The following is a 21,762-nucleotide window of genomic DNA, read 5'->3' as shown; positions in this document are numbered from 1 at the left end:
CCGGAAGGACCCGGAAGTTAGGATGGGCGCATGACATCCCCGAACCATGACGCCGTCGATCCAGCCCCAGCAGATGAGTTCCTCTGGTTGGAGGACATCTACGGAGACCGGCAGCTGGACTGGGTCCGCTCCGAGAACGCCGTTACGGAAAACCTGCTCTCGCGGACCGGTTTTGAACAGACCGGGGAGCGGCTGCTCCAGGTCCTGGATTCCACTGACCGGATTCCCATGGTGGCCAAGCGCGGGGAGCATTACTACAACTTCTGGCGCGACGCCGCCCACCCAAAGGGACTGTGGCGCCGCACCACCTGGCAGAACTACACGGCCGCCGACACCGAGTGGGAGGTGCTGCTGGACCTGGACGACCTCAGCGCCGCCGAGGGCACCGAGTGGGTGTGGGGCGGATCCATGTTCCTGCGTCCGGCCGACGGCGTCTCCTACCGCCGCGCCTTGGTAGCGCTCTCCCCCGACGGCGGCGACGCGGCACGCTACCGCGAGTTCGACGTCGTCGAGCGGGCCTTTGTGCCCGGCGGGTTCGACATTCCCGCCGCCAAGAGCCGGATCAGCTGGGCCGGTGAAGACAGCCTCTACGTGGGAACGGACTTCGGTCCGGGCTCCATGACCACGTCCTCCTACCCCCGCAGCAGCCGCATCCTGCGCCGCGGGCAGGAGCTGAAGGACGCCGAACCGTTTTTCGAGGTTCCCGAAGAGCACATGATGGCCGTGGTGCAGCGGGACCAGACCCCGGGTTTCGAACGGGATCTCGCCGTGGACATCATCGACTTCTACAACACCCGGACTTTCCTGCGCGAAGGCAGCGAGTGGGTGCAGCTTGATGTCCCGTTGGACGTCAACGTGGACGTGCACCGCGAATGGCTGCTGCTGCGACCGCGGACGGACTGGGAGCTCGACGGCGCCACCCATCCCGCCGGTTCGCTCCTGGCCGCACCGGTGGCGGAGTTCACCGCGGGCAACCGGACCGTCCACCGCCTTTTCACTCCGGACGCGTCCACCTCGCTGCAGTCCTGGAGCTGGACCCGGGATTACCTGCTGCTGAACCTGCTCCGCGATGTCAGTTCAGAGATCCTGGTGCTGGCTCCCGGGGACGGATGGCGGGCGGAACCCCTGGACGCCTGCCCGCCGCTGCATTCGGTGGACGCGTATGCAGTGGATGACGAAGATGAGGAAGCCGGCAACGACTACTGGCTGGTCAGCACCGGGTTCCTCACGCCCTCCACCCTTTCCCGCGGCACGCTGGGCAGCACCGGCCGGGCCGAGGCCGTGAAGACCACACCGTCACTCTTTGACACCAGCGGCCTTACGGTCGAACAGCACTTTGCCGTCTCCGCCGACGGCACGAAGGTCCCGTATTTCCAGGTGGCTCCGCAGGACCTGGTGCTCGACGGCGGCAACCCCACACTGCTCAACGGGTACGGCGGGTTCGAAGCCTCCCTGACCCCCGCCTACAGCGGGGTGGTGGGCCGCGGCTGGCTGGAACGGCGCACCACGGACGCCGGCGGCGTGGAACGGCACGGCGTGTACGTGCTGGCCAACATCCGCGGCGGCGGCGAATACGGACCCGAATGGCACCGGGCCGCACTGCAGGAGAACCGCCACCGGGCGTATGAGGACTTCGCCGCCGTGGCCGAAGACCTGGTGGCCCGCGGCGTCAGCTCCCGCGAACACCTCGGCTGCACCGGGCGCAGCAACGGCGGACTGCTGGTGGGCAACATGCTCACCACCTATCCGCATTTGTTCGGCGCCGTGTCCTGCGGGGTGCCGCTGCTGGACATGCGCCGCTACACCAAGCTTTCCGCCGGCTATTCCTGGATTGCCGAATACGGCGATCCGGACGATCCGGCGCAGTGGGAGTTCGTGAAGACGTTCTCCCCGTACCACCTGATCAAGGAAGGTGTTTCGTATCCGCCCACGCTGATCTGGACCGCCACCAGCGACGACCGCGTGGGCCCGGTCCAGGCACGCAAAATGGCCGCCCGGATGAAGGCGCTGGGCGCGGAAAAGGTGTGGTTCCACGAGGCGCTGGAAGGTGGGCACGCCGGCGCTGCGGACAACCGTCAGTCGGCCCGGATGCACGCCATGTCCTACGAATTCCTGTGGGAGGCACTCACCGGAAGGCTGGCCTAAACCGGTTTTGCCCTAACCGGCCGGTTGCCGGTAGTCTTGTCAGGCTGGCAGCGGAAGTTGCCGGTTGTGTTGGATATGCAAGCTGGAGACGTGCCAGAGCGGCCGAATGGGCTTCACTGCTAATGAAGTGTGGGCCTAAAGCCCACCGGGGGTTCAAATCCCCCCGTCTCCGCGCTGAAACCCCCGGGAAACCGGGGGTTTTTTTGCGTCTACCCTAGAGTCACCACCGAACCTCTTTCGAAGGGACCGCCGCCATGGAACAGGACAGCATCGTTCTGCAGGGTCCGCGCGTTACGCTGCGGGATGTCAGGCCCGACGACGTCGACGCGGTCCACGGCTTCGCGTCCGACCCGGTGGTCACGCAGTGGTCGACCTGGGGGCCCAATACCCGCGCCGAAACACAGTCGTTTGTTGACGACGCTGCCATCGAACCCGTTGCGGAGGCCAGGAACCGGTTCACCCTGGCCGTGGTATTCGAAGGCCGGGTGGTCGGAACCGCCGGGGTCTGGACCACGAGCGGCTCCGAAAGCGGCGGAGAACTGGGATACACACTGCATCAAAGCGTCTGGGGCCAGGGCCTCGCCACCGAAACCGCAGCCCTCCTGCTGGGCCACGCCTTCGGGCCGATGGGGCTGGTGCGGGTACAGGCCACCTGCCATCCGGAAAACAGCGGGTCGGTCCGGGTGCTGGAAAAGAACGGATTCACCTTCGAGGGCAGGCTCCGGGACCACCGGCTGGTGGACGGGCAGCGGCTGGATTCCCTGCTGTTCACTGCCCTGCACCCGGCCTCATCCCGCCCGGAGCGGGTGCCTGCGGACCGGACCCTGTAGGCGCTGCCGGCGCTTTCGGCGCGGCCGCCGGATAAGCTGGCAGCCCGTTCACCAGCTCCCCTACCGTGAAGGAAACGCCCATGGAAATGCGACTGCTTGGCAACAGCGGAACCTCGGTCAGCAACTATGCCCTGGGCACCATGACCTTCGGCAACGAATCCGACGAGCGTGCCTCCCACTCCATCCTCAATGATTACGTCCGGGCCGGCGGAAACTTCGTGGACACTGCGGATGTCTACACCAGCGGCGCGTCCGAGGAGATCATCGGCCGCTGGCTCCATGCCCATCCCACGGAAGCAGCCGACGTCATCCTCGCCACCAAGGGCCGCTTCCCGATGGGCGGCGGGCCCAATGATCTAGGCACATCCCGCCGTCATCTGCGCCGTGCCCTGGACGAGTCCCTGACCCGGCTGGGCGTGGACCACGTGGACCTGTACCAGCTGCACGCATGGGATCCTTACACCCCGCTGGAGGAAACCCTGGGCTTCCTCAACGACGCCATCACGGCGGGGAAAATCAGCTATTACGGGCTGTCGAACTTCACCGGCTGGCAGTTGACCAAGGCCGTGTACGTGGCGCGGGAACACGGCTGGGCGCTGCCGGTGACGCTGCAGCCGCAGTACAACCTGCTCGAGCGGGAGATCGAATCCGAAATTGTGCCGGCAGCGCTCGACGCCGGCCTGGGCCTGCTGCCCTGGTCACCGCTCGCCGGCGGCTGGCTCACGGGCAAATATCACCGCGAAACGGTGCCCGCCGGGAACACACGCGTGGGTGACAATCCCACGCGTCAGTTCCAGGGCTGGGACCTGCGCAGCCATAACGAGCGCACCTGGCGGATCCTCGATGAGCTGCGTGCGGTCGCGGCCGCCCACTCGGCCACCCCGGCCCAGGTAGCCCTGGCCTGGCTGGCGGAGCGTCCCGGGGTGACGTCAGTCATCCTGGGGGCACGGACTACGGAGCAGCTGGCGGACAATCTGGGGGCGGCGTTCCTGGTGCTGGCCGATGAGGAAAAGCAGCGCCTGACCGAACTGAGTGTCCCGCAGGTCGGCAACTATCCGTACGGCCCGGACGGCCGGAACCAGCGTTCGCGCCTACTTGAGGGCGGCCGGGGCTGACGGCAGCGCCTGGACAGGCACAGGGCCGGACCGGCTACCGGTCCGGCCCTTCTGGTCAGTGCTGCCGGTTAAGGCTTGAGGAAGTCTTCGGGCCGCAGCTGCTGGGCCCACTTGCTGATCTCTTCCTCCCGGACCGCCTCTGATTCTGCTCCAGCGCCGGGGTTGGCCGCGTCGGCCTTGGCTGCGTCCGGCTGGGCCGACCCGGGCTTCGCGGCGTCCGGCGCGGCCGGTGTTCCTGGATCCGCGGCCGGCCGCACGTAGGGCTGGGGGTGGGCAGCCATGTTGGTGATGGCCGCCCCCGAAGCCCGGATGCCGGAGCCGGTAAACATGGCGTAGAGCTTCAGCGCTTTCACCGGCTGGCCCTGGCCCAGTGCTGCGTAGATCTGCCGGTGCTGTTCGGCAGTGAGCAGGGACGCAGCCTCCTTGGCGGCCTGGGGTGAGGTGCCGGCTCCCGCCGGGGCCTGACGTGCAGGGCGCGCCGGACGCGCCGTGGCGGGACGGGCGCCGGCAGAACCATCGGCGCCGCTGGACGTGCCTGCCTCCGACGTGGGATTGGCGGCACGGCGCTTCTCAATCCTGCCCCAGAGCGTGCTGACAACAGCGATGGATAAGACGAAGAGAAGAATAACCGCAAGCTCCATACCTTGATCCTAGCTTTGCTTTCGCCGGGCCTTAAAACGCCCGGTATATTGGCGCCCAGCCCACCATGCGCCAAATCAACGGAGATGCCATGACGTCCAGCGCCACGACCCTGCCTTCCCTGCGCTCCCTGCGTGTCGAAATTCATGACGGCGTGGCCGAAGTGCAGCTGATTGGACCGTCCAAGGGCAATGCCATGGGACCGGATTTCTGGACCGAGCTGCCGGTGGTGTTCGATGCGCTCAGCACGGACGACGCCGTCCGGTCCGTCCTGCTCTATGGATCCGGTGGGAACTTCAGCTACGGCCTGGACCTGCCCGCCATGGCACCGGTGTTCGCTCCGCTGCTCGCGGCCGGCGGCATGGACGCCAAGCTGCGCGAGGGCTTCCGCCGGAAGATCCAGGACCTTCAGGACGCCGTCACGTCGCTGGCCCGCTGCGCAAAGCCGGTCATTGCGGCAGTGGACGGCTGGTGCATCGGCGGAGCCATTGACGTTATTGCCGCCGCAGACATCCGCATTTCCTCCCGCACCGCGCGCTTCAGCGTCCGTGAGGTTCGGGTCGCCATTGTGGCCGACCTCGGGTCGCTGCAGCGGCTACCCGCCATCATCGGCGAAGGCGTCACCCGGCAGCTGGCCCTCACGGGCGAGGATTTCGACGCCGACCATGCCGCTTCCCTCGGCCTGGTCACGGAACTGGCCGACGACGTCGTCGTCCGCGGCCGCGAACTCGCGGCGCAGGTCGCTGCCAATCCCCCGCTGGTGGTGCAGGGCGTCAAACACGTCCTGAACCGGCGGACCCAGGCACAGGTCCAGGACGGTCTGGACTACGTGCAGGTCTGGAACAGCGCGTTCCTGGCCAGCCATGACTTCGGCGAGGCTACTGCCGCCTTCGCCCAGCGGCGCCCACCGGTCTACCGCGGGGAGTAGCCTGCCGACGGCTGCGCGGCGACCGCGGTCGCAGCTGCCGCAACAAGGCCCAGGACCAGTGCCGAGCCGGGAAAATCAGGGGAAAAGGCCAGCGCCAGCGCCACAGCCAGGGCCACAACCCCCGCGGCCGCCGTCCGGACATCACGGCTCCGTATAGCCAGCAGGACCAGCGCTGCTCCGAAGACCGGACTGAAAACCAGGTCTGGAGTGAAAGGAATACAGAAGGCGGCCAGGCCCGCCAGAGCCGCCATCGCTCCGCGCTGCTGCCGGATCCCGAGCCGTGATTCCGAGCGGGCGGTAAGGGACCATGCGGCCAAGATCAGTAAGGCGGCAAGGATTCCGGCGCCGAAGCCCACCAGCAAGGTCCCTAAGAAGTTCTGCGGGAGGAACGGCAGCTGCCCTGCGCCCGCGAGCTGCCAGGCGGCACCGATCAACGCTCCCGCGCCTGTAGCGGCGAACAGCCATCGGGTGGCCGCAACCTCAGCCACCATTTCACGGGACGCGGTTTCACGCGGCGCTGTCCCGGTGTTTATGTCCGGCCCCATGTCTTCTCCCCCCAGTTCTCCCGGACATTCAACCGTCGGGTTTTTGGGAAATCTAGCATGCCTCCGGCGCCAGCGGCCGGAAGGAGTCAGGCGGCGGTGCGGAGGGCTGCGTCGATGAGCACTTCGGCGGCGGCACGGGCCTGCACCGCCGCATCGGAATCACCTGAAATGGCCGCCGTACTCTGCGCACCCTCAGCGAGAATCGACAGCTGCACCCCCAGCATCTCCGAAGCGCCCAACTCACGTGCGAGCCCGGACATGGAGCGCTGGAACGACTCTTTGTGCTCCTTCACGATCCGTGCCACCTCCGGATTGGTGCCACCCAGCTCGCCAAAGGCATTGATAAAGGCACAGCCGCGGAAACTGCCGGTACAGAACCAGCTCTCCAGGAAGTCGTAGACAGCCAGGAGCCTTGCCCTGGGTTCGGGGCCGGCGGCAGCTACCTGCTTTGTGACGGCCGCTTCCCATTCTTCGTGTTTACGCCCGAGCACTGCCGAAATAATGTCGTCCTTCGACGGGAACTGCGCATAGAGACGCCGCAGCGACACACCAGCGGCAGAGCGGAGCTCGTCCATCCCGACGGCGGCATATCCCTTTCGGTAATAGAGCTCCTCAGCCGCGGAAAGGATGCGTTCGTTTGTTTCCTCAGGACTCATAGCTCCATTGTACTTGACGTGAGAACGGTCGTTCTCTAGAGTCGCTTCCACGAGCTGAGAACGATCGTTCTCACTTAGTAGAAAAGGACAGCATCATGGGCTTCATCCCCGTAGGCACCGAAAACAGCACCACTACCCACCTCTACTACGAAGACCAGGGAGCCGGCCAGCCGGTGGTCCTGATCCACGGCTACCCGCTGGACGGACATTCCTGGGAGCGCCAGACCCGCGAACTGCTCGCCTCCGGCTACCGCGTCATCACCTACGACCGCCGCGGCTTCGGGCAGTCCAGCAAGTCCGGCTCCGGGTATGACTACGACACGTTCGCTGCGGACCTGAATACCCTGCTGGAAACCCTCGACCTGCGCGACGTGATCCTGGTCGGCTTCTCCATGGGCACCGGCGAACTGGCCCGATACGTCAGCCGGCACGGCCACGAGCGGATCGCCAAGCTCGCCTTCCTCGCGTCGCTCGAACCGTTCCTCGTGGCCCGGGACGACAATCCCGAAGGCGTTCCCCAGGAGGTCTTCGACGGCATTGCGGCAGCCGCAGGCGCAGACCGCTACGCCTGGTTCACGAATTTCTACTCCGATTTCTACAATCTGGAGGAAAACCTGGGCAGCCGGATCAGCCAGGAGGCCGTCACGGCCAGCTGGAACGTGGCCATCTCCAGTGCGCCGGTCGCCGCTTACGCCGTCGTCCCCACCTGGATCGAAGACTTCAGGGCCGACGTCGATGCGGTCCGCGAAAGCGGCAAGCCCGTGCTGATCCTGCACGGCACGGCGGACAACATCCTGCCGATCGACGCCACCGCCCGCCGCTTCCGGAAGCTGGTCCCCGCAGCGGACTACGTGGAGATCGACGGCGCGCCGCACGGCCTGCTGTGGACGCACGCCGGCGAGGTCAACAAGGCACTGCTGGAATTCGTTGGCAAATAACCGGCGGGAAAACAGCGGAGCGAAAACAGCTGCGGGACGGGCCGAAACCCGTCCCGCTGCTGGCGCATCCCAGGCCGGCGCTAGGCCTTCGACCGGGCTGTCCGATACCCGCCCCCTATACCTTGCGTCCCTACCGGAAGGCGGCGTGGCCCGTCAGGTGCTGGCCCAGGATGAGGGTGTGTACCTCGTCAGTCCCTTCATAGGTCCGCACCGATTCGAGGTTGTTGGCATGGCGCAGCGGCGAATACTCGAGAGTGACGCCGTTTCCGCCGAGCATGGTGCGGGCCTGCCGGCAGATCTCGATGGCCACCCGGCAGTTGTTCAGCTTGCCGGCGGAGATCATGTGGTTCTCCAGCCGGCCTGCATCTTTGAGCCTGCCGATCCGCAGGGCCAGGAGTTGCCCTTTCTGGATTTCCAATGCCATGTTGACAAGTTTCTCCTGCGAGAGCTGGTACGCGGCCAGGGGCTTATCGAACTGAACGCGCTGTTGCGAGTAAGCCAGCGCTGCTTCGAAACTGTCCCGCGCGGCTCCCAAGGCCCCCCAGACGATGCCGTAGCGGGCCTCGTTCAGACATGAGAACGGGCCGCGCAGGCCTGGATTGTGAGGAAGGATCGCGTCCTGCTCCAAGCGGACATCGGAGAGTTCGATATCGCACTGGATGGAGGCCCGCATGGAGAGCTTCGGCTCGATCGGGGTCGCCTTGAATCCCGGGGTGTCCGTGGGCACAAGGAACCCCCGGACCCGCTCCGTGCCGTCCGCCTCCGTGGCGCGGGCCCAAACGACGGCCACATGGGCAACCGAGGCCAATCCGATCCACCGCTTTGCTCCGTTGAGCACCCAAGTGTCCCCGTCCAGCACCGCAGTGGTGGCCATCGTGGAGGGGTCCGATCCGGCCGTGGGTTCCGTCAGGGCGAAGCAGCCGATCAGCTCCCCTCGTGCCATGCCCGGCAGCCAGCGTTGTTTTTGTTCTTCCGATCCGTGCTTGGCGATCGCGGACATCGCCAGTGATCCCTGCACGGAGACAAAGGTGCGCAGGCCCGAGTCCCCTGCCTCCAGTTCCTGCATGGCAATGCCGTACTGCACCGCTGTCTTCCCAGCGCAGCCGTATCCCTGGATGTGCATGCCCAACAGGCCAAGCTCCGCCATTTCGGGCACGATCTCAAGCGGAAAAACAGCCTTTTCATACCACTCGGAAATGTTGGGACGTATTCGCCGATCCACAAATTCGCGGACCGCTGCCCTCGTCTCCAGTTCCTCCGGCTGGAGATCTGCGTCCAAATTGAGCAAGTCGGTAGGGGTGACGGTCATAAATCCTCCTCTGGGCAAACAAGTCTCCTGACGACAATCCCCCACTGCCGGCTGTTTTAGTGCACACCGGATTGATATTTACCTTCTAGGTATCAATGGAAGGCAAATTATGTATTTGAAGTCTTCAAGGAGCCGTGTAAATGTGACTTAGACGACAAAAAATGACCCTCTGGAGGTTTCCGTGAGCCGCTCGATCCTCGATACATCAGGCTCCCCCCGCGTGGATATCAGCGTGAGGGGGCCGGTAACCGTCCTGACCCTCACCGACGAGCGTCGCCGAAATGCCCTTGGATCTGAGATCAGGGACCAGCTGCAGAAGGCCTTGGAAAGTGCCGCTGCCGATCCGCGGATCCGTGCAGTTGTCCTGACCGGCTCGGGTGAGGCCTTCAGCGCAGGCGGCGATCTGGGAGCCATGCCCCCGCCCTCACAGGCGGAAGGGCGGGCACGGATGGTGGATGTCGGCTCGCTCATCACCCTCCTCGCCTCTCTGGAGAAACCCGTTGTCGCGGCTGTGAGAGGCCCTGCTGCCGGTGTAGCCGTCGGCTTGGCCTGCGTCTGCGACCTCGTCATCACCGGCGATGACGCGCGGTTCCTGTTCCCGTTCACGCGGCTTGGCTTGGTTCCCGACGGCGGTCTGCTCCATTCACTGGCCCAGCGCGTTGGTACGGCTCGAGCCAGGAGCATCCTTTTGCAGGCGGACCCCCTCGACGCACAAAGTGCCCTCGCGGCCGGTCTCGCAGATGAGGTGGTTCCGGCACAGTCCGTTCTGGAACACGCAATCCTGCGGGCCGCAGATCTGGCTGATCGGGCCCCGCTCGCCGTCGCGGCCGTAAAACGGGGGCTCCTACAGTTTTCCGGATCGCTGGACGCCGCCCTCCGGTTCGAGCAGGAACGCCAGCCGGCCCTGTTCGAGACATCCGACTTCCGTGAGGGCAAGGCCGCCTTCCAGGAGCGCCGCGATCCTGCCTTTTCCGGGCAATGACTCATCCCTATCACCACGATTTCAACTCAACCCTTCAATGTCGAAAGGTCATTATGAGGACAAGGAAAGCGCGCTGCGGCGCCTGGACCGCCGTAGCGCTGCTTGCGCTGACCGGCTGCGCTGCCGGCGGTGACGAGGTCGGTCCGAACGGCCTCCCCAAACAGCTGGTGTGGTCCACGTACAACGTCGGAACCGGCACCTACAACGATCTCGCTGCCATCGCCAACACCCTGACTGCTGAAGAGGACGTCCAGGTGAGGCTGATGACCGCCGATACGGGCATCGGCCGCCTGGCTCCGCTGGTCAACGGCACCATCGACTATTCCCGCGCCGGGGATGAGTACTACTACGCGTTCGAGGGCGATTACGAGTATGCGACCGCTGAATGGGGTCCGCAGGACCTGCGCCTGGTCTGGGCTCCGCTCGGCAACTACGGCCTGCTGGTCCGCGAAGACAGCGGAATCGACACCTTTGCCGATTTGAAGGGCAAGCGGTTTCCGAATCTGACGGCAAACACCTCCATCAATAACAAGATGGAGGGCTTCCTGAACTATGGCGGCCTCACCGGAGAGGACGTGCAGAAGGTGCCCATCGCCTACGGCGAGCAGCTTGCCGGCCTGGAATCGGGACAGATCGATGCCCTGTACCAGAACGTCGTCGGTTCCAACATCAACGAGCTCGCATCCAAGGTGGACGTCAAATGGCTGACCTTCGACGACCCGGATACCGCCCGCTACGAAACCTGGGAGGAACTGATGCCTATGGCCACGGTTGGTGAGGTGAGCGATGCCCCCGGTGTGCCGGAAGGCGAGACGGCCCGTGTGCTCGAATACACCATTCCACTCACCACCATGGGCTCCCGCGACGCCGACGAGGTGTACAACCTCGTAAAGGCCATGGTGGACAACTTTGAGCACTATGAGACGACCACTCCGGACGCCAGCCAGTTCTCCTTTGAGGCCGTCCTAAAAGAACCCCTGGTGGTTCCCTTCCATGAGGGAACCGTTCGCTACTTCGAGGAGCAGGGCGCCTGGACCGAGGAGCTGGAACGGAAGAACAACGAGCTGATCGAACGCGGAGAAAGGATGCGCGAGGCATGGCCCGGCATCCTCGAATCCTCCGAGCCGGAGGAGCTGGAACGTAACTGGACCGAATGGAAAAAGACTGAGCTCGACGCCAAGGGGGAGAACGATGAAAGCTGAGACCCGCCTCACCCCGCCGTGGCGAGGCACGGTCATCGCCCTCACCCTGCTGGGCGTGCTGCTCACCATGAACCAGGTTTTCTTCTGGAACGTGGGCGGCCTCTCGCTGCTGACTAACGCCTACCTCTACCTGATCCTGGCCGTATTCCTGCCTATGGTGTTCATAGTCAACCCCGTCAGGAAGGTTCCCCTCTTAGAGAAAGTCGCTAAGAAAGCGGAAGGCCCCCAGGCCGAAGACCCGGACACGTCCGCCGAGGCCCCGGTGCGGTGGTTCGATGTCGCCCTGATGCTGGTCACCGCCGCAGTGTGCATTTACCTGGCAGTGAACGGAACGCGCATCAAGACCTTCGGCTGGGAGTACATGGCCCCTGATGCCGCCACGGTCGCCAGCTTCCTCCTTTGGCTGGTGGCCCTTGAGGCGCTTCGCCGCACCGGAGGGCTGGTGGTCACCCTGATCGCCCTGATCTTTTCGCTCTACCCACTGGTGGCCAAATACCTGCCGATCCCGGTCCTGCAGGGCGTCACCTACGACCTGCCCACCCTCGCCCAGGTTCACGTCATGGGAGCCGAAGGCATCCTCGGGCTTCCACTGCAGACCGCGGGGACCATCCTCATCGGCTTCCTCATTTTCGGTGTTGCGCTCCAGCACACCGGCGGCGCCGATTTTTTCCACAACCTCTCGATGTCCATTTTCGGCCGCTACCGCGGTGGCGCGGCCAAGGTCTCGGTGGCCAGCAGCGCCGCCATGGGCATGATGAGCGGGAGCGCCGTCTCCAACGTCCTGACCACCGGCCCCATGACCATCCCGGCTATGAAGCGCAGCGGTTTCAGCGCCACCTACGCCGGCGGCGTTGAAGCCACCGCTTCTTCCGGCGGATCCATCACACCCCCGATCATGGGCACTGCCGCCTTCCTGATGGTCTCCTTCGTCGGGGTCCCGTACACCGAGATCCTCGTCGCCGCGACAATCCCCGCCTTCCTCTATTTCCTGGGTATCTACCTGCAGGTGGACGGCTATTCCGCCCGTAACGGCCTTAAAGGCGCCCCGGTGGACACGCTTCCCCGAACCCTGCCCACGCTCCTTCGCGGCTGGCCCTATGTGCTCGCACTCGTCCTGCTCACGGGGATGCTGTTCATCACCAACTCGGAAACCAAGGTTCCCTACTGGGTGATTCTTTTCCTCCTCCTCGTGGCCGTCCTGCGGCCTGGGCAGAAGTTCGGTTTCCGTGAATTCACTGAATTCCTCGTCGACTCCGGCAGGACCCTGAGTAACATCATCGGCATCATCGCCGGCGTTGGGCTGATCGTCGGTGGGCTCACCGCGACCGGTGTGAGCCTCTCCCTGGCCCGCGAACTGGTGGCGCTGGTCGGTGACAACGTAGTGCTCATCCTGATCGCCGGGGCCATCACCTGCTTCATCCTAGGCATGGGCATGACCATCTCCGCCGCGTACGTCTTCCTGGCCATCGTTATGGTTCCGGCCGTGGTGGACCTCGGCGTGAACCCGCTCGCCGCCCACCTGTTCGTTATCTACTGGGCCTCCGTTTCCTATATCACCCCGCCGGTGGGGTTGGCAGCCTTCGCGGCAGCGGGCCTGGCGAAGGCGCCGGCCATGGCAACCAGCATCGCGGCCATGAAGCTGGGCGCGGTGAAATACGTCGTCCCGTTCGGCTTCGCGCTCAACCCGGCGCTGGTGGCCCAGGATTCGCCTGGCCGGATCCTGCTGGCCTTCGTCCTGAGCATTGCTGGCGTGTACGGCCTCGCGTCGGCGATAGAAGGCTGGGTGGTCGGGTTTGACCGGCGGATGCCGATTCCGCTGCGCCTGGTTGGCGCGGTCGGCGGGTTCCTGCTGTTCCTGCCCACGGTCTTGACCGCCGTCGGCGGCATTGTCCTGGTGGCCGCGAGCGTGGTGCTGAGCCTCCTCCCAGTCAAGGCACCGGAGACCGAAACGCGGGACGATGCCGACCCCGAAGCGGCCGTCACTGCGCCGATACCGACACCGCCCGCCAGCACCGTCACCTGACACGCGAAAGGATCCACCATGACCGACACCAACCCAGGCGCCAGCTCGCCGGTACTCACCGAGATCAGCGAGCGCACAGCCGTCGTCACCATCAACCGTCCCGATGTGCGCAACGCACTCAATCGATCAGTGCTGGACGGCCTCGATGCCGCACTGGACACCCTTGAGGCCGACTCCGATGTCGGCGCGGTCATCTTCACCGGCGCCGGCACGAAGGCCTTCGTTGCAGGCGCGGACATCACCCAGCTTGCCGGGTACACCCTGCAGGACGGGCTCCGGGCCCGGATGCAACGGCTCTATGACCGCGTCCAGGATTTCGAGAAGCCCACCATTGCTGCCGTCAACGGGTACGCGCTCGGCGGCGGCAACGAACTGGCCATGTCCTGCGACATCCGCATAGCCTCCACCACCGCCCGGTTCGGGCTCCCCGAAGCGAACCTGGGCATCCTCCCCGGTGCCGGTGGAACCCAGCGGCTGTCCCGGCTGGTCGGGCAGGGACGGGCGAAGGAGCTGATCCTCACGGGTCGGATTATCGACGCCGAGGAAGCACTGCGCATCGGGTTGGTCACCAGCGTCGTTCCGGGCGAGCAGCTGCTGGACAGTGCCAGGGACACGGCCCGCACCATCCTCGCCAAGGGCCCCCTGGCAGTCCGCCTGGCCAAGCTGGTCATCAGCGGCGGCGCGGAAACCGACCAGCGCACCGGCCTTTTGCTGGAGCGCCTCGCCCAATCGCTCCTGTACGCCGCCGATGAGAAGTCCGAGGGCGCCGCGGCCTTCCTGGAAAAACGTCCGGCCAGGTTCAACGGCACCGCCTGAGTCCGCAGCGCCACCCAGTCCCACTTCCGGCCTGCCCCTGGTGCAGGCTTCACCACCCAACCCCGCGCACACGCATTGCAAGGAGAAACATGAAACCCCAGCCGAACATCGACGCCATCCGCCGCATCCTCGTGGTGGGGTCCGGTGCCATGGGAACCCAGATCGGTGCACTTTTTGCGTTGGCCGGCTACGACGTCACCACGAGCGACCTGGATGCCAGCGCCCTGGACCGGTCGCGGGAGGAAGTGCGCCGCCGCCTGGGCAGGCTCGCCGAGAAGGGCCGGCGCAGCAGCGAAGAGGTCGAGTCAGCACTGGCCCGGATGAGCTACACCACGGATTCGTTCGCAGCCGCATGCGAAGCGGACTTCATCCTTGAAGCCGCCGTGGAGCGGATCGACATCAAGAGGAAGCTCTTCGCGGATCTGGATGCGGCCGCGCCGGACCACGCCATCCTGGCCACCAATTCCTCGACCATCCCCTCGTCAGTGCTCATGGACGCAACTACCCGGCCCGACCGGGTGTGCAACATGCACTTCTTCAACCCGGCCCTGGTCATGGCCTGCGTCGAAGTCGTGCGCAATCCCGAGACGTCGGACGCCACGGTGGACACCACGGTCGCCCTCGCCGAGAAGCTGGGCAAGCAGCCGGTCCGCATCAACCGGGAGATTCCCGGTTTTGTCGCTAACCGGCTGCTGCGCGCCCTACGCGCCGAGGCACTGGAACTTGAGGCAGCCGGAATCGCCAGCTTCGAGGACATCGACGTTGCTGCCCGTACGGCCCTCGGCCACCCGATGGGACCCTTCGAGCTGATGGACCTCGTGGGGATCGACGTCGCCTATCTTGTCCGGGCTGCCGAACACGAGCAGACCGGGAACCCGGCGGACCTGCCGCACCCGTCGCTGAAGAAGATGTACGAACAGGGGCATTACGGCCGCAAGACAGGGCGGGGCTGGTATGACTACGAAGCCCAGCCCTGAACCCCTCTCACCGTCCGCTCGAAGGAAGGAACCTGACATGCCCAGCTCCGCGGCAGAAGACCTGCATGCCATCTTTGGCCGACGCGGCACGGGGCCGCTCTCCGGCGTGGTGGTGGCGGATTTCACCCGGGTCCTGGCCGGTCCCTACTGCACCATGCTGCTGGCAGATATGGGCGCTACCGTAATCAAGGTCGAGAGCTCGGAGGGAGACGACGCACGTGCCTGGACCCCGCCCCAGCGGGACGGCGAAAGCACGTTCTTCCTCTCGGTCAACCGCAACAAACACTCCATTGCGCTGGACTTCACCGATCCTGGCCAACGGGACATTGCCGAGGCAATCATTGCCCGGGCCGACATCCTGGTAGAGAACTTCAAGCCCGGTGGGCTGGCCCGCTACCGGCTCGACTATGAATCGGTCAGCGCGTGGCGCCCGGACCTTGTATATGCATCCATCACCGGCTTCGGCACCGCCGGCGGCGCCGAGCTGCCCGGCTATGATCTGCTGGCGCAGGCCCTGTCCGGGATGATGAGCCTGACAGGGAGCCAGGATGGCGAACCGTATCGCGCCGGCGTCGCGTTGTTTGACGTGATCACGGGGTTGCATGCGGCCATCGGGGTGCTGGGAGCGTTCCATGAGCGCCAGGAATCCGGCCTCGGACAGCACGTCGAGCTGAACCTGCTGTCCTCCGCACTGTCGGGGCTAGTCAACCAGACGGCGGCATTCGTTGCCGGCGGCACGGTGCCCACCCGCATGGGCAACGAGCACCCCAGCCTCTATCCGTATGAACCGTTTCCCGCGCGCAACAAGGACATCGTCATCGCGGTGGGCAACAACGGCCAGTTCGGCCGGCTCTGCGCCTGCCTCGGCGTGCCGGAACTCGCTGCGGACGGCCGTTTCAGCACCCCCGCAGCCCGAAACGCCAACCGCATCGACCTGCGGAAACTTCTGATCGAGCAGCTGCGCACCCGCGACGCGGAGGACTGGTTTGAGCGGCTCAAGGCCGTAAAGGTTCCGTGCGCCCCGATCCTGAACGTGGACGAGGGAGTCCGGCTGGCCGAGGATCTTGGCCTGCGCCCGGTTGCTGTCGCGGGGTCCGGGGATCGCAGGATTCCCACTGTCCGGCATCCAGTGGACTTCAGCAGGACGCCGGTGGACTACGGACAGGCCCCGCCCGTTCTCGACGGCGATCGGGACCGGGTCCTGGCCTGGCTCGCCGACGGCCGGACCGCCGTCCCCAAGGCATCATGAACCCCTTCACCACCGACATAGCCGTGCGCTGGTCGGACCAGGACATCAACCGCCATGTGAACAACGCCCGGATAGTCACCCTCATTGAGGAGGCGCGCCTCGCGGCACTCGGACACTGGCTTGGAACAGAGGGCATTCCCGACCCGGCCCAGCCCCGCGTGGTGGTCTCACTGCACCTGGACTATTTGCGGCCCATAAACCACGGCCCCCAGCTGACCGCACAGGTGACAGTGGGTGCCGTCGGCCGCTCTTCCTACACCCTGGACTGCGACCTGCTCCAACACGGCCAGGCAGCTGCCCGGGCCCGCACCGTACTCGTCCAGATGGATGCGCAGACCGGACGCCCGCGGCCGCTGCCTGAACACCTCCGCGTGGCCTTGGACGGGCTCCGCGCACGGACGTCCGCGTCCGGCGGAGGAGACGGGAATGTTCCCGACGAAGTAGACGGCGCGGAGGGAACCGACGGCGGTGCTTCCGCAGTAGCGGCCGACGCCGGGGCCAGCCGTGCATGAGCAGGCCACACTGGGTGCCGGAGGAGGGGCGACGACGCATCGCTTATCCGGCACTCCTGGCCACTACGGCTCTGGGCACGCTCTCGGCAAACATGATCAACGCCCCGCTGTACCGCATCCAGAACGAGCTGGGCATGACTGCACCGGAAGCAGTCCTGACAGTCAGTGCCTTCACGGTCGCCATGGCCACGATGGTGCCCCTCGCGGGCTGGCTGTGCGACCGCTTCGGCCCCCGCAGGCTGCTGGTCACGGCGTTGGGGGTGCTGGTCAGTGCAGACGTGCTGGCGTCCCTGGCAACCGGAACCGAGCTGCTGATCGGCGCCCGGATCCTGCAGGGAGGAGCCTGCAGCGCCATTCCTCCCGCGGTCCAGGCAGTCCTTGTACATCTGTGGCCGGACCGGCGCGGGGCGATCATGGGCGCTTGGGCATCTGCGATCGGACTGGGCCAGGCCATCGGACCGCCCTTCGGTGGGTTCGTCACCCAGGCGTCCGGCTGGCGCTACGTCTTCATCCTGCACGCTGCCGCGGTGCTGGTCATGATGGTACTGCTCACCCTCTCGGTGCCCGCGGTCCGGCGGCAGCGTCCTCCGGTGCACGCCTCGGCGTTGTTCTGGCTGGTGACGGGCGGCGGCGCTGCAGCCACCGCAACAGTCATGGCAGGACAGGGCGCGTTCTGGCTGGGAGCCGTGCTGCTCGGACTCGGCGCCGTTGCCTGCTGGACGCTGTTTACCCGCCTGACCCGCCGCCGCCTGCGTCTGGTGGACCTGCCGGGGGCGTTGCGGCCGCTGCTGGATCCCGCCATCCTGCGTGGGCGCAGCTACGCCCTGGCTGCGGCCGGAGCCGGCCTGTCCATGGCGTCGCTGGCCGTCTTCATCGTCGCGGTTCCCCTGTTCCTCGCCTCGGACCTAGGCCTGGAACCGGGGGAAATCGGGGTGCTGGTCCTGCCTCTGGCGCTGACGATGATCGTGGCCGGACCCCTCGCAGCGCGGCTTGGCGCACGGGTTGGCACCAGCGGCCAGCTGGTCCGCGGAACGGGGTTGCTGACCGCGGCGGCCGTCATCCTCACTGCGGCGATGCTGCTGGAGAAGCAGGTTCCCGGCGGGCAGTGGACCGTCCCACTGGTTCTGACCGGCCTGATCCTCGCCGGCGCCGGCATCGCGTTTACTCAGAGCGCGGCAGCGACGGAACTGGTTTCCTCCCCCGCCGGAGGATCCGGAACAGCTGTGGGAATCCATAATATGATCCGCTTCCTGGCCATGGCCGCAGGCTACTCGCTGGTTTCGCTCGCCTACGCCGCTGACCTGCCCCTGCTCATCTTTCCTGCCCTGTGCGTGGCGGCCGTGGGATTCCTGTCCACGCTGCGGATCACCGCCCCGCCCGCGCCCGGCCGCCCCTGACCTTCCCTGTTTCTGTTGAACCTAACGAAAGGACCCCTTTCATGACTTCCCTCTCCGCTGCCGCGCCTGCCGTATCCCGCGGTGCAGCAACATCCGACTACTTCCTGCTGGACCAGGACCTAACACCTGATGAACTGGCCATCCGGGACAAGGTGCGGGCCTTCGCCCAGGAGCAGGTCAAACCGCTGATCAACGACTACTGGGAGCGTGCCGAGTTCCCTTGGGAACTGCTGCCGGGGCTCGCGGAGCTGGGCATCATCGGTACCACGATCGAGGGGTATGGCTGCCCTGGCATGAGCCGGAAGGCCGCCGGCATGGTTGCACGGGAAATGTCCCGTGTGGACGGCAGCATCAATACCTTCCTCGGGGTCCATGGGAACCTGTGCATGGGGGCGATCAATGTGCTCGGCAGCGACGAGCAGAAGGCCCGCTGGCTACCCGCCATGGCCCGGCTCGAGAAAACCGGCGCCTTCGCCCTGACAGAACCTGACCATGGTTCGGATTCGGTGGCCCTGGAAACCTCGGCCCGCCGTGACGGCGACACCTGGGTCCTGAACGGACACAAGCGGTGGATCGGCAACGGCCACGCCGCCGACGTCGTTGTGCTCTTCGCCCGCAACACCGAAGACGGGCAGGTCAACGCCTTCGTGGTGGAGAAGGACGAGGACGGCGGCCACCCCGCGGGCTACCGGCCCGAGGTGATCACCGGCAAGGTTGGAAAGCGGGCTATCCAGCAGGCCGACATCGTGATCGAGGACCTTCGGATCCCTGCGGAGAACCGGCTCGAGCGGTGCGAATCCTTCAAGGGAGTCTCCCGCGTACTCAAGGCCACCCGCGGCGGCGCGTCGTGGGAAGCCGTTGGGCACGCCATGGCCGCCTTCGAGATCGCCCGGGACTACGCCGCGAGCCGGGTGCAGTTCGGCAACCCGATCGGCAGCTATCAGCTAATCCAGAACCGGCTCGCCAACATGCTCAGCGAACTCACCACCATGCAGCTGCTCTGCAACCGCATGGCGGAGCTGGCGGACCGCGGGCAGCTCACGAGTGCGCAGGCCTCGATGGTGAAGATGGCCACCGCCCAGAAGGGCAAGTGGATCTGCAATGAGGCCCGGGACCTGCTCGCCGGCAACGGCCTGCTCCTGGAGCATCATGTGGCCCGCCACATGACGGACATGGAAGTCGTCTCCACCTACGAGGGCACCGACTTCGTCCAGTCGCTCCTGGTTGGCCGGGACATCACCGGCATTTCCGCCTTCAACTGATTCCGACGCCAACGCATCACGCAAACCTAAGGATTGGAAACGAAAATGCAGGAAGCATATCTGGCCGGCGGCGTCCGCACCCCGGTGGGCCGCTACGGGGGTTCCCTGGCCGGCGTCCGCCCCGATGATCTGGCCGCCCTGGTCATCCAGCGGGCGGTCGAGGACGCGGGAATCGACCCGAATGACGTGGACGAGGTCATCATGGGCAACGTCAACGGCGCCGGTGAGGACAACCGCAACGTTGCACGCATGTCCTGGCTGCTGGCAGGGTTCCCGGATACCGTCCCCGGAATCACGGTGAACCGGCTCTGTGCCTCCGGGCTGTCCGCAATCATCCTTGCCTCGCAGATGGTTCGCTGCGGTGACGCGGACGTTGTGGTGGCCGGCGGTGTCGAGTCCATGTCCCGCGCACCCTGGGTGATGGAGAAGCCGACGACGGCGTTCGCCAAGCCCGGAGCGATGTTCGACACCTCCATCGGCTGGCGTTTCACCAATCCCCGGTTCCTGGAACGGGACAAGCTGACGTATTCGATGCCGGAGACCGCTGAGGAGGTCGCCGAGGTCGAAGGGGTGACCCGGGATGAGACTGATGCGTTTGCCGTCAGCTCCCATGAACGGGCGCTGGCCGCCATCGAGGCGGGCCGGTTCCGGGACGAGATCGTTCCTGTGACGGTGCCGGGTCCGAAGGGCAGCACCCGCCTCGTAGACACGGATGAGGGTCCGCGCGCCGGCACCACCACGGAGGTGCTTGCCAGGCTGCGTCCGGTGGTGGACGGCGGTTCGGTGGTGACGGCGGGCAACTCGTCCAGCCTCAACGACGGCGCGTCCGCGATCCTTGTGGTGTCGGAACGGGCGGCCCGCAAATACGGGCTGCGGACCCGGGCCCGTATCGTCCAGGGCGCCTCAGTCGGTGTGCGGCCCGAGGTTATGGGAATCGGCCCGGTCCCGGCCACCCGGAAGGTGCTCGAACGTGCCGGCTGGAAGGTGGAGGATCTGGGCGCGGTGGAACTCAATGAGGCCTTCGCCAGCCAGTCCGTCGCCTGCATTCGCCAGCTGGGGCTGGACCCTGCGGTGGTCAACAGCGACGGCGGAGCCATCGCCCTGGGTCACGCGCTGGGTTCCTCCGGGTCCCGTCTGGTGGTGACACTGCTCGGACGCATGGAGCGCGAAGGAGCCGAGAAGGGGCTGGCAACCATGTGTGTGGGGGTGGGTCAGGGGACGGCGCTGCTACTTGAGCGTCCCTGACCTGGTACCGGCCCCGGCGGATCAGCCGGGGCCGGTACTGCCTGCTCCTCGGGTTCCTCGGGGTTCGGGAACACGCTCCTCGACATCTCGATCACGGCTCGAAGGGCCGGGTTGGGGTCTCCACGCCGCCAGATCAACCTGACTTCCACATGCTTCTGCTCCTGCCGCAGCGGCTTGTAGACCACGCCCCGCGAGGGAACGTATTCGCGGACGCTCGACAGTGTGAGGGCCACCCCCATTTCGGCACCGACGAGGACCACCTGGGTCCATGAATCTGGGGCAACCTGCACGATCCGGGGTACAAAACCCGCGGTCATGGCCAGCGTGTTGAGGCGGTTCGGCAGGGTAGCCCCGGCGCCGCCGGGAAGGACCAGCCAGGGTTCATCTGCCAGCTCCGCGGCCGCGACGTCCTCCTGGCCTGCCAGCCGATGGCTTTCCGGAAGGGCAATCAGCAGCTCCTCGTAGGCCAGCAGCCGCGAGTTGATTTCGGCAGGGAGGAAATCCCAACGGCCAATGACCAGGTCGAGGGAGGTATCGAGCACTTTCTGCAGGCCCAGATGGGAAAACTGCGAGCTGAAGAGCTCGAGGGAAATCCCGGGCCGCTGACGGCGTATCCTGCGGGCCAATTCACCCACCGCGTGGTTCACGGATGCGCCGGCAAAACCGAGCCGGACACGTCCAATTTCCCCGTTTTTAGATTTCAGGACAACGTCCTTCATCTGGTCTGCGAGGCGAACAAGTTCCCGCGCAGGTTCAAGCAGCGCCTGCCCCTGCGGGGTCAGGGTGACGTGCCTGGTAGTGCGGATAAATAAATCCGCTCCCAGTTCCGCCTCCAATTGACGGATCAGACGACTAAGTGGCGGCTGCGCCATATGCAGGCGCTGGGCGGCCTGCCCAAAGTGCAGTTCCTCGGCCACTGCCAGGAAAGCCGCCGCCTTATGTACCTCCATCCCCACATCCTATTACCCGCGTATTGGCGTTGGAGGTTTTGT

20 protein-coding genes and 1 tRNA gene are annotated in these 21,762 nt (G+C 65.8%); 16 read left to right on the top strand and 5 right to left on the bottom strand.

Features of this window, described 5'->3' with window-relative positions; genetic code table 11:
- Nucleotides 1-30: 30 nt before the first annotated feature.
- The 4 genes from QNO03_RS14540 (at nucleotide 31) to QNO03_RS14525 (ending at nucleotide 4,090) form a co-directional block, all read left to right on the top strand.
- Entirely contained in the window at nucleotides 31-2,145 is a 2,115-nt protein-coding gene (locus QNO03_RS14540) for a prolyl oligopeptidase family serine peptidase (RefSeq protein ID WP_289603850.1), read from the top strand.
- A gap of 84 nt (nucleotides 2,146-2,229) precedes the next feature.
- Nucleotides 2,230-2,317 (top strand) — tRNA-Ser (locus QNO03_RS14535).
- A gap of 82 nt (nucleotides 2,318-2,399) precedes the next feature.
- Complete coding sequence (locus QNO03_RS14530) at nucleotides 2,400-2,975, top strand: GNAT family N-acetyltransferase (RefSeq protein ID WP_289603849.1); 576 nt, start codon at nucleotides 2,400-2,402, stop codon at nucleotides 2,973-2,975.
- 80 nt (nucleotides 2,976-3,055) lie between these two features.
- Nucleotides 3,056-4,090: an aldo/keto reductase gene (locus tag QNO03_RS14525; RefSeq protein ID WP_289603848.1), complete on the top strand. Its 1,035-nt coding sequence runs from the start codon at nucleotides 3,056-3,058 to the stop codon at nucleotides 4,088-4,090.
- A gap of 68 nt (nucleotides 4,091-4,158) precedes the next feature.
- Here the strand turns inward: QNO03_RS14525 and QNO03_RS14520 are convergent, their stop codons facing one another.
- Nucleotides 4,159-4,731 carry a hypothetical protein gene (locus QNO03_RS14520; RefSeq protein ID WP_289603847.1) on the bottom strand — a complete coding sequence of 191 codons (573 nt, stop codon included), beginning with the start codon at nucleotides 4,729-4,731 and terminating at the stop codon, nucleotides 4,159-4,161.
- Nucleotides 4,732-4,820: 89 nt separating this feature from the next.
- Between QNO03_RS14520 and QNO03_RS14515 the strand changes: the two genes are divergently transcribed.
- Nucleotides 4,821-5,657, top strand: a complete 837-nt coding sequence (locus QNO03_RS14515; protein WP_289603846.1) for a crotonase/enoyl-CoA hydratase family protein — start codon at nucleotides 4,821-4,823, stop codon at nucleotides 5,655-5,657.
- On the opposite strand, the gene QNO03_RS14510 is transcribed toward QNO03_RS14515, so the two are convergent.
- Entirely contained in the window at nucleotides 5,642-6,202 is a 561-nt protein-coding gene (locus tag QNO03_RS14510) for a hypothetical protein (protein WP_289603845.1), read from the bottom strand. The two genes, QNO03_RS14515 and QNO03_RS14510, sit on opposite strands and share 16 nt — an antisense overlap.
- A gap of 86 nt (nucleotides 6,203-6,288) precedes the next feature.
- Nucleotides 6,289-6,858, bottom strand: coding sequence for a TetR/AcrR family transcriptional regulator (locus tag QNO03_RS14505; protein ID WP_289603844.1), 570 nt, complete (start codon nucleotides 6,856-6,858; stop codon nucleotides 6,289-6,291).
- Nucleotides 6,859-6,953: 95 nt separating this feature from the next.
- Here QNO03_RS14505 and QNO03_RS14500 point away from each other — a divergent pair, with 95 nt between their 5' ends.
- Nucleotides 6,954-7,796, top strand: a complete 843-nt coding sequence (locus tag QNO03_RS14500; protein ID WP_289603843.1) for an alpha/beta fold hydrolase — start codon at nucleotides 6,954-6,956, stop codon at nucleotides 7,794-7,796.
- 130 nt (nucleotides 7,797-7,926) lie between these two features.
- On the opposite strand, the gene QNO03_RS14495 is transcribed toward QNO03_RS14500, so the two are convergent.
- A complete protein-coding gene (locus QNO03_RS14495) occupies nucleotides 7,927-9,105 on the bottom strand; it encodes an acyl-CoA dehydrogenase family protein (RefSeq protein ID WP_229951024.1) in 1,179 nt (392 codons plus the stop codon).
- Nucleotides 9,106-9,286: 181 nt separating this feature from the next.
- Between QNO03_RS14495 and QNO03_RS14490 the strand changes: the two genes are divergently transcribed.
- The 10 genes from QNO03_RS14490 (at nucleotide 9,287) to QNO03_RS14445 (ending at nucleotide 20,770) form a co-directional block, all read left to right on the top strand.
- Complete coding sequence (locus QNO03_RS14490; protein WP_289603842.1) at nucleotides 9,287-10,087, top strand: enoyl-CoA hydratase/isomerase family protein; 801 nt, start codon at nucleotides 9,287-9,289, stop codon at nucleotides 10,085-10,087.
- Between the two features lie 53 nt (nucleotides 10,088-10,140).
- Entirely contained in the window at nucleotides 10,141-11,289 is a 1,149-nt protein-coding gene (locus tag QNO03_RS14485; RefSeq protein WP_289603841.1) for a TAXI family TRAP transporter solute-binding subunit, read from the top strand.
- On the top strand, nucleotides 11,279-13,312 hold the full coding sequence (locus tag QNO03_RS14480; RefSeq protein ID WP_289603840.1) for a TRAP transporter permease: 2,034 nt from the start codon (nucleotides 11,279-11,281) through the stop codon (nucleotides 13,310-13,312). Before QNO03_RS14485 ends, QNO03_RS14480 begins: the two co-directional genes overlap by 11 nt.
- An 18-nt stretch (nucleotides 13,313-13,330) precedes the next feature.
- On the top strand, nucleotides 13,331-14,128 hold the full coding sequence (locus tag QNO03_RS14475; RefSeq protein WP_289603839.1) for an enoyl-CoA hydratase/isomerase family protein: 798 nt from the start codon (nucleotides 13,331-13,333) through the stop codon (nucleotides 14,126-14,128).
- A gap of 89 nt (nucleotides 14,129-14,217) precedes the next feature.
- Nucleotides 14,218-15,105 (top strand): 3-hydroxyacyl-CoA dehydrogenase family protein, encoded by an 888-nt coding sequence (locus QNO03_RS14470; protein WP_289603838.1) that lies wholly within the window; start codon nucleotides 14,218-14,220, stop codon nucleotides 15,103-15,105.
- A 37-nt stretch (nucleotides 15,106-15,142) separates the two neighbouring features.
- The gene (locus QNO03_RS14465; protein ID WP_229951036.1) at nucleotides 15,143-16,354 is read left to right on the top strand and encodes a CaiB/BaiF CoA transferase family protein; all 1,212 of its coding nucleotides are present in this window, start codon (nucleotides 15,143-15,145) and stop codon (nucleotides 16,352-16,354) included.
- Entirely contained in the window at nucleotides 16,351-16,866 is a 516-nt protein-coding gene (locus QNO03_RS14460) for an acyl-CoA thioesterase (protein ID WP_229951039.1), read from the top strand. Before QNO03_RS14465 ends, QNO03_RS14460 begins: the two co-directional genes overlap by 4 nt.
- Nucleotides 16,863-18,263, top strand: coding sequence for an MFS transporter (locus QNO03_RS14455; RefSeq protein ID WP_289603837.1), 1,401 nt, complete (start codon nucleotides 16,863-16,865; stop codon nucleotides 18,261-18,263). The genes QNO03_RS14460 and QNO03_RS14455 overlap by 4 nt, the downstream gene beginning before the upstream one ends.
- Nucleotides 18,264-18,304: 41 nt before the next feature.
- The gene (locus tag QNO03_RS14450; RefSeq protein WP_229951045.1) at nucleotides 18,305-19,525 is read left to right on the top strand and encodes an acyl-CoA dehydrogenase family protein; all 1,221 of its coding nucleotides are present in this window, start codon (nucleotides 18,305-18,307) and stop codon (nucleotides 19,523-19,525) included.
- A gap of 45 nt (nucleotides 19,526-19,570) precedes the next feature.
- Entirely contained in the window at nucleotides 19,571-20,770 is a 1,200-nt protein-coding gene (locus tag QNO03_RS14445; protein WP_289603836.1) for a thiolase family protein, read from the top strand.
- Here QNO03_RS14445 and QNO03_RS14440 read toward each other — a convergent pair.
- On the bottom strand, nucleotides 20,737-21,720 hold the full coding sequence (locus tag QNO03_RS14440; RefSeq protein WP_229951048.1) for a LysR family transcriptional regulator: 984 nt from the start codon (nucleotides 21,718-21,720) through the stop codon (nucleotides 20,737-20,739). The genes QNO03_RS14445 and QNO03_RS14440 overlap by 34 nt on opposite strands.
- Between the last annotated feature and the right edge of the window lie 42 nt (nucleotides 21,721-21,762).

The sequence above is a fragment of the Arthrobacter sp. zg-Y877 genome (genome assembly GCF_030373105.1).
Classification (GTDB): domain Bacteria; phylum Actinomycetota; class Actinomycetes; order Actinomycetales; family Micrococcaceae; genus Arthrobacter_B.
This window is presented reverse-complemented; position numbering and strand designations above follow the sequence as displayed.

Bases quoted from the DNA above. Each gene is read 5' to 3' on its own strand.
- QNO03_RS14530 (WP_289603849.1), top strand. From the start codon at position 2,400: ATGGAACAGGACAGCATCGTTCTGCAGGGTCCGCGCGTTACGCTGCGG.
- QNO03_RS14475 (WP_289603839.1), top strand. From the start codon at position 13,331: ATGACCGACACCAACCCAGGCGCCAGCTCGCCGGTACTCACCGAGATC.
- QNO03_RS14500 (WP_289603843.1), top strand. From the start codon at position 6,954: ATGGGCTTCATCCCCGTAGGCACCGAAAACAGCACCACTACCCACCTC.
- QNO03_RS14515 (WP_289603846.1), top strand. From the start codon at position 4,821: ATGACGTCCAGCGCCACGACCCTGCCTTCCCTGCGCTCCCTGCGTGTC.
- QNO03_RS14480 (WP_289603840.1), top strand. From the start codon at position 11,279: ATGAAAGCTGAGACCCGCCTCACCCCGCCGTGGCGAGGCACGGTCATC.
- QNO03_RS14450 (WP_229951045.1), top strand. From the start codon at position 18,305: ATGACTTCCCTCTCCGCTGCCGCGCCTGCCGTATCCCGCGGTGCAGCA.
- QNO03_RS14525 (WP_289603848.1), top strand. From the start codon at position 3,056: ATGGAAATGCGACTGCTTGGCAACAGCGGAACCTCGGTCAGCAACTAT.
- QNO03_RS14465 (WP_229951036.1), top strand. From the start codon at position 15,143: ATGCCCAGCTCCGCGGCAGAAGACCTGCATGCCATCTTTGGCCGACGC.
- QNO03_RS14495 (WP_229951024.1), bottom strand. From the start codon at position 9,105: ATGACCGTCACCCCTACCGACTTGCTCAATTTGGACGCAGATCTCCAG.
- QNO03_RS14510 (WP_289603845.1), bottom strand. From the start codon at position 6,202: ATGGGGCCGGACATAAACACCGGGACAGCGCCGCGTGAAACCGCGTCC.
- QNO03_RS14520 (WP_289603847.1), bottom strand. From the start codon at position 4,731: ATGGAGCTTGCGGTTATTCTTCTCTTCGTCTTATCCATCGCTGTTGTC.
- QNO03_RS14540 (WP_289603850.1), top strand. From the start codon at position 31: ATGACATCCCCGAACCATGACGCCGTCGATCCAGCCCCAGCAGATGAG.
- QNO03_RS14470 (WP_289603838.1), top strand. From the start codon at position 14,218: ATGAAACCCCAGCCGAACATCGACGCCATCCGCCGCATCCTCGTGGTG.
- QNO03_RS14505 (WP_289603844.1), bottom strand. From the start codon at position 6,858: ATGAGTCCTGAGGAAACAAACGAACGCATCCTTTCCGCGGCTGAGGAG.
- QNO03_RS14445 (WP_289603836.1), top strand. From the start codon at position 19,571: ATGCAGGAAGCATATCTGGCCGGCGGCGTCCGCACCCCGGTGGGCCGC.
- QNO03_RS14485 (WP_289603841.1), top strand. From the start codon at position 10,141: ATGAGGACAAGGAAAGCGCGCTGCGGCGCCTGGACCGCCGTAGCGCTG.
- QNO03_RS14460 (WP_229951039.1), top strand. From the start codon at position 16,351: ATGAACCCCTTCACCACCGACATAGCCGTGCGCTGGTCGGACCAGGAC.
- QNO03_RS14455 (WP_289603837.1), top strand. From the start codon at position 16,863: ATGAGCAGGCCACACTGGGTGCCGGAGGAGGGGCGACGACGCATCGCT.
- QNO03_RS14440 (WP_229951048.1), bottom strand. From the start codon at position 21,720: ATGGAGGTACATAAGGCGGCGGCTTTCCTGGCAGTGGCCGAGGAACTG.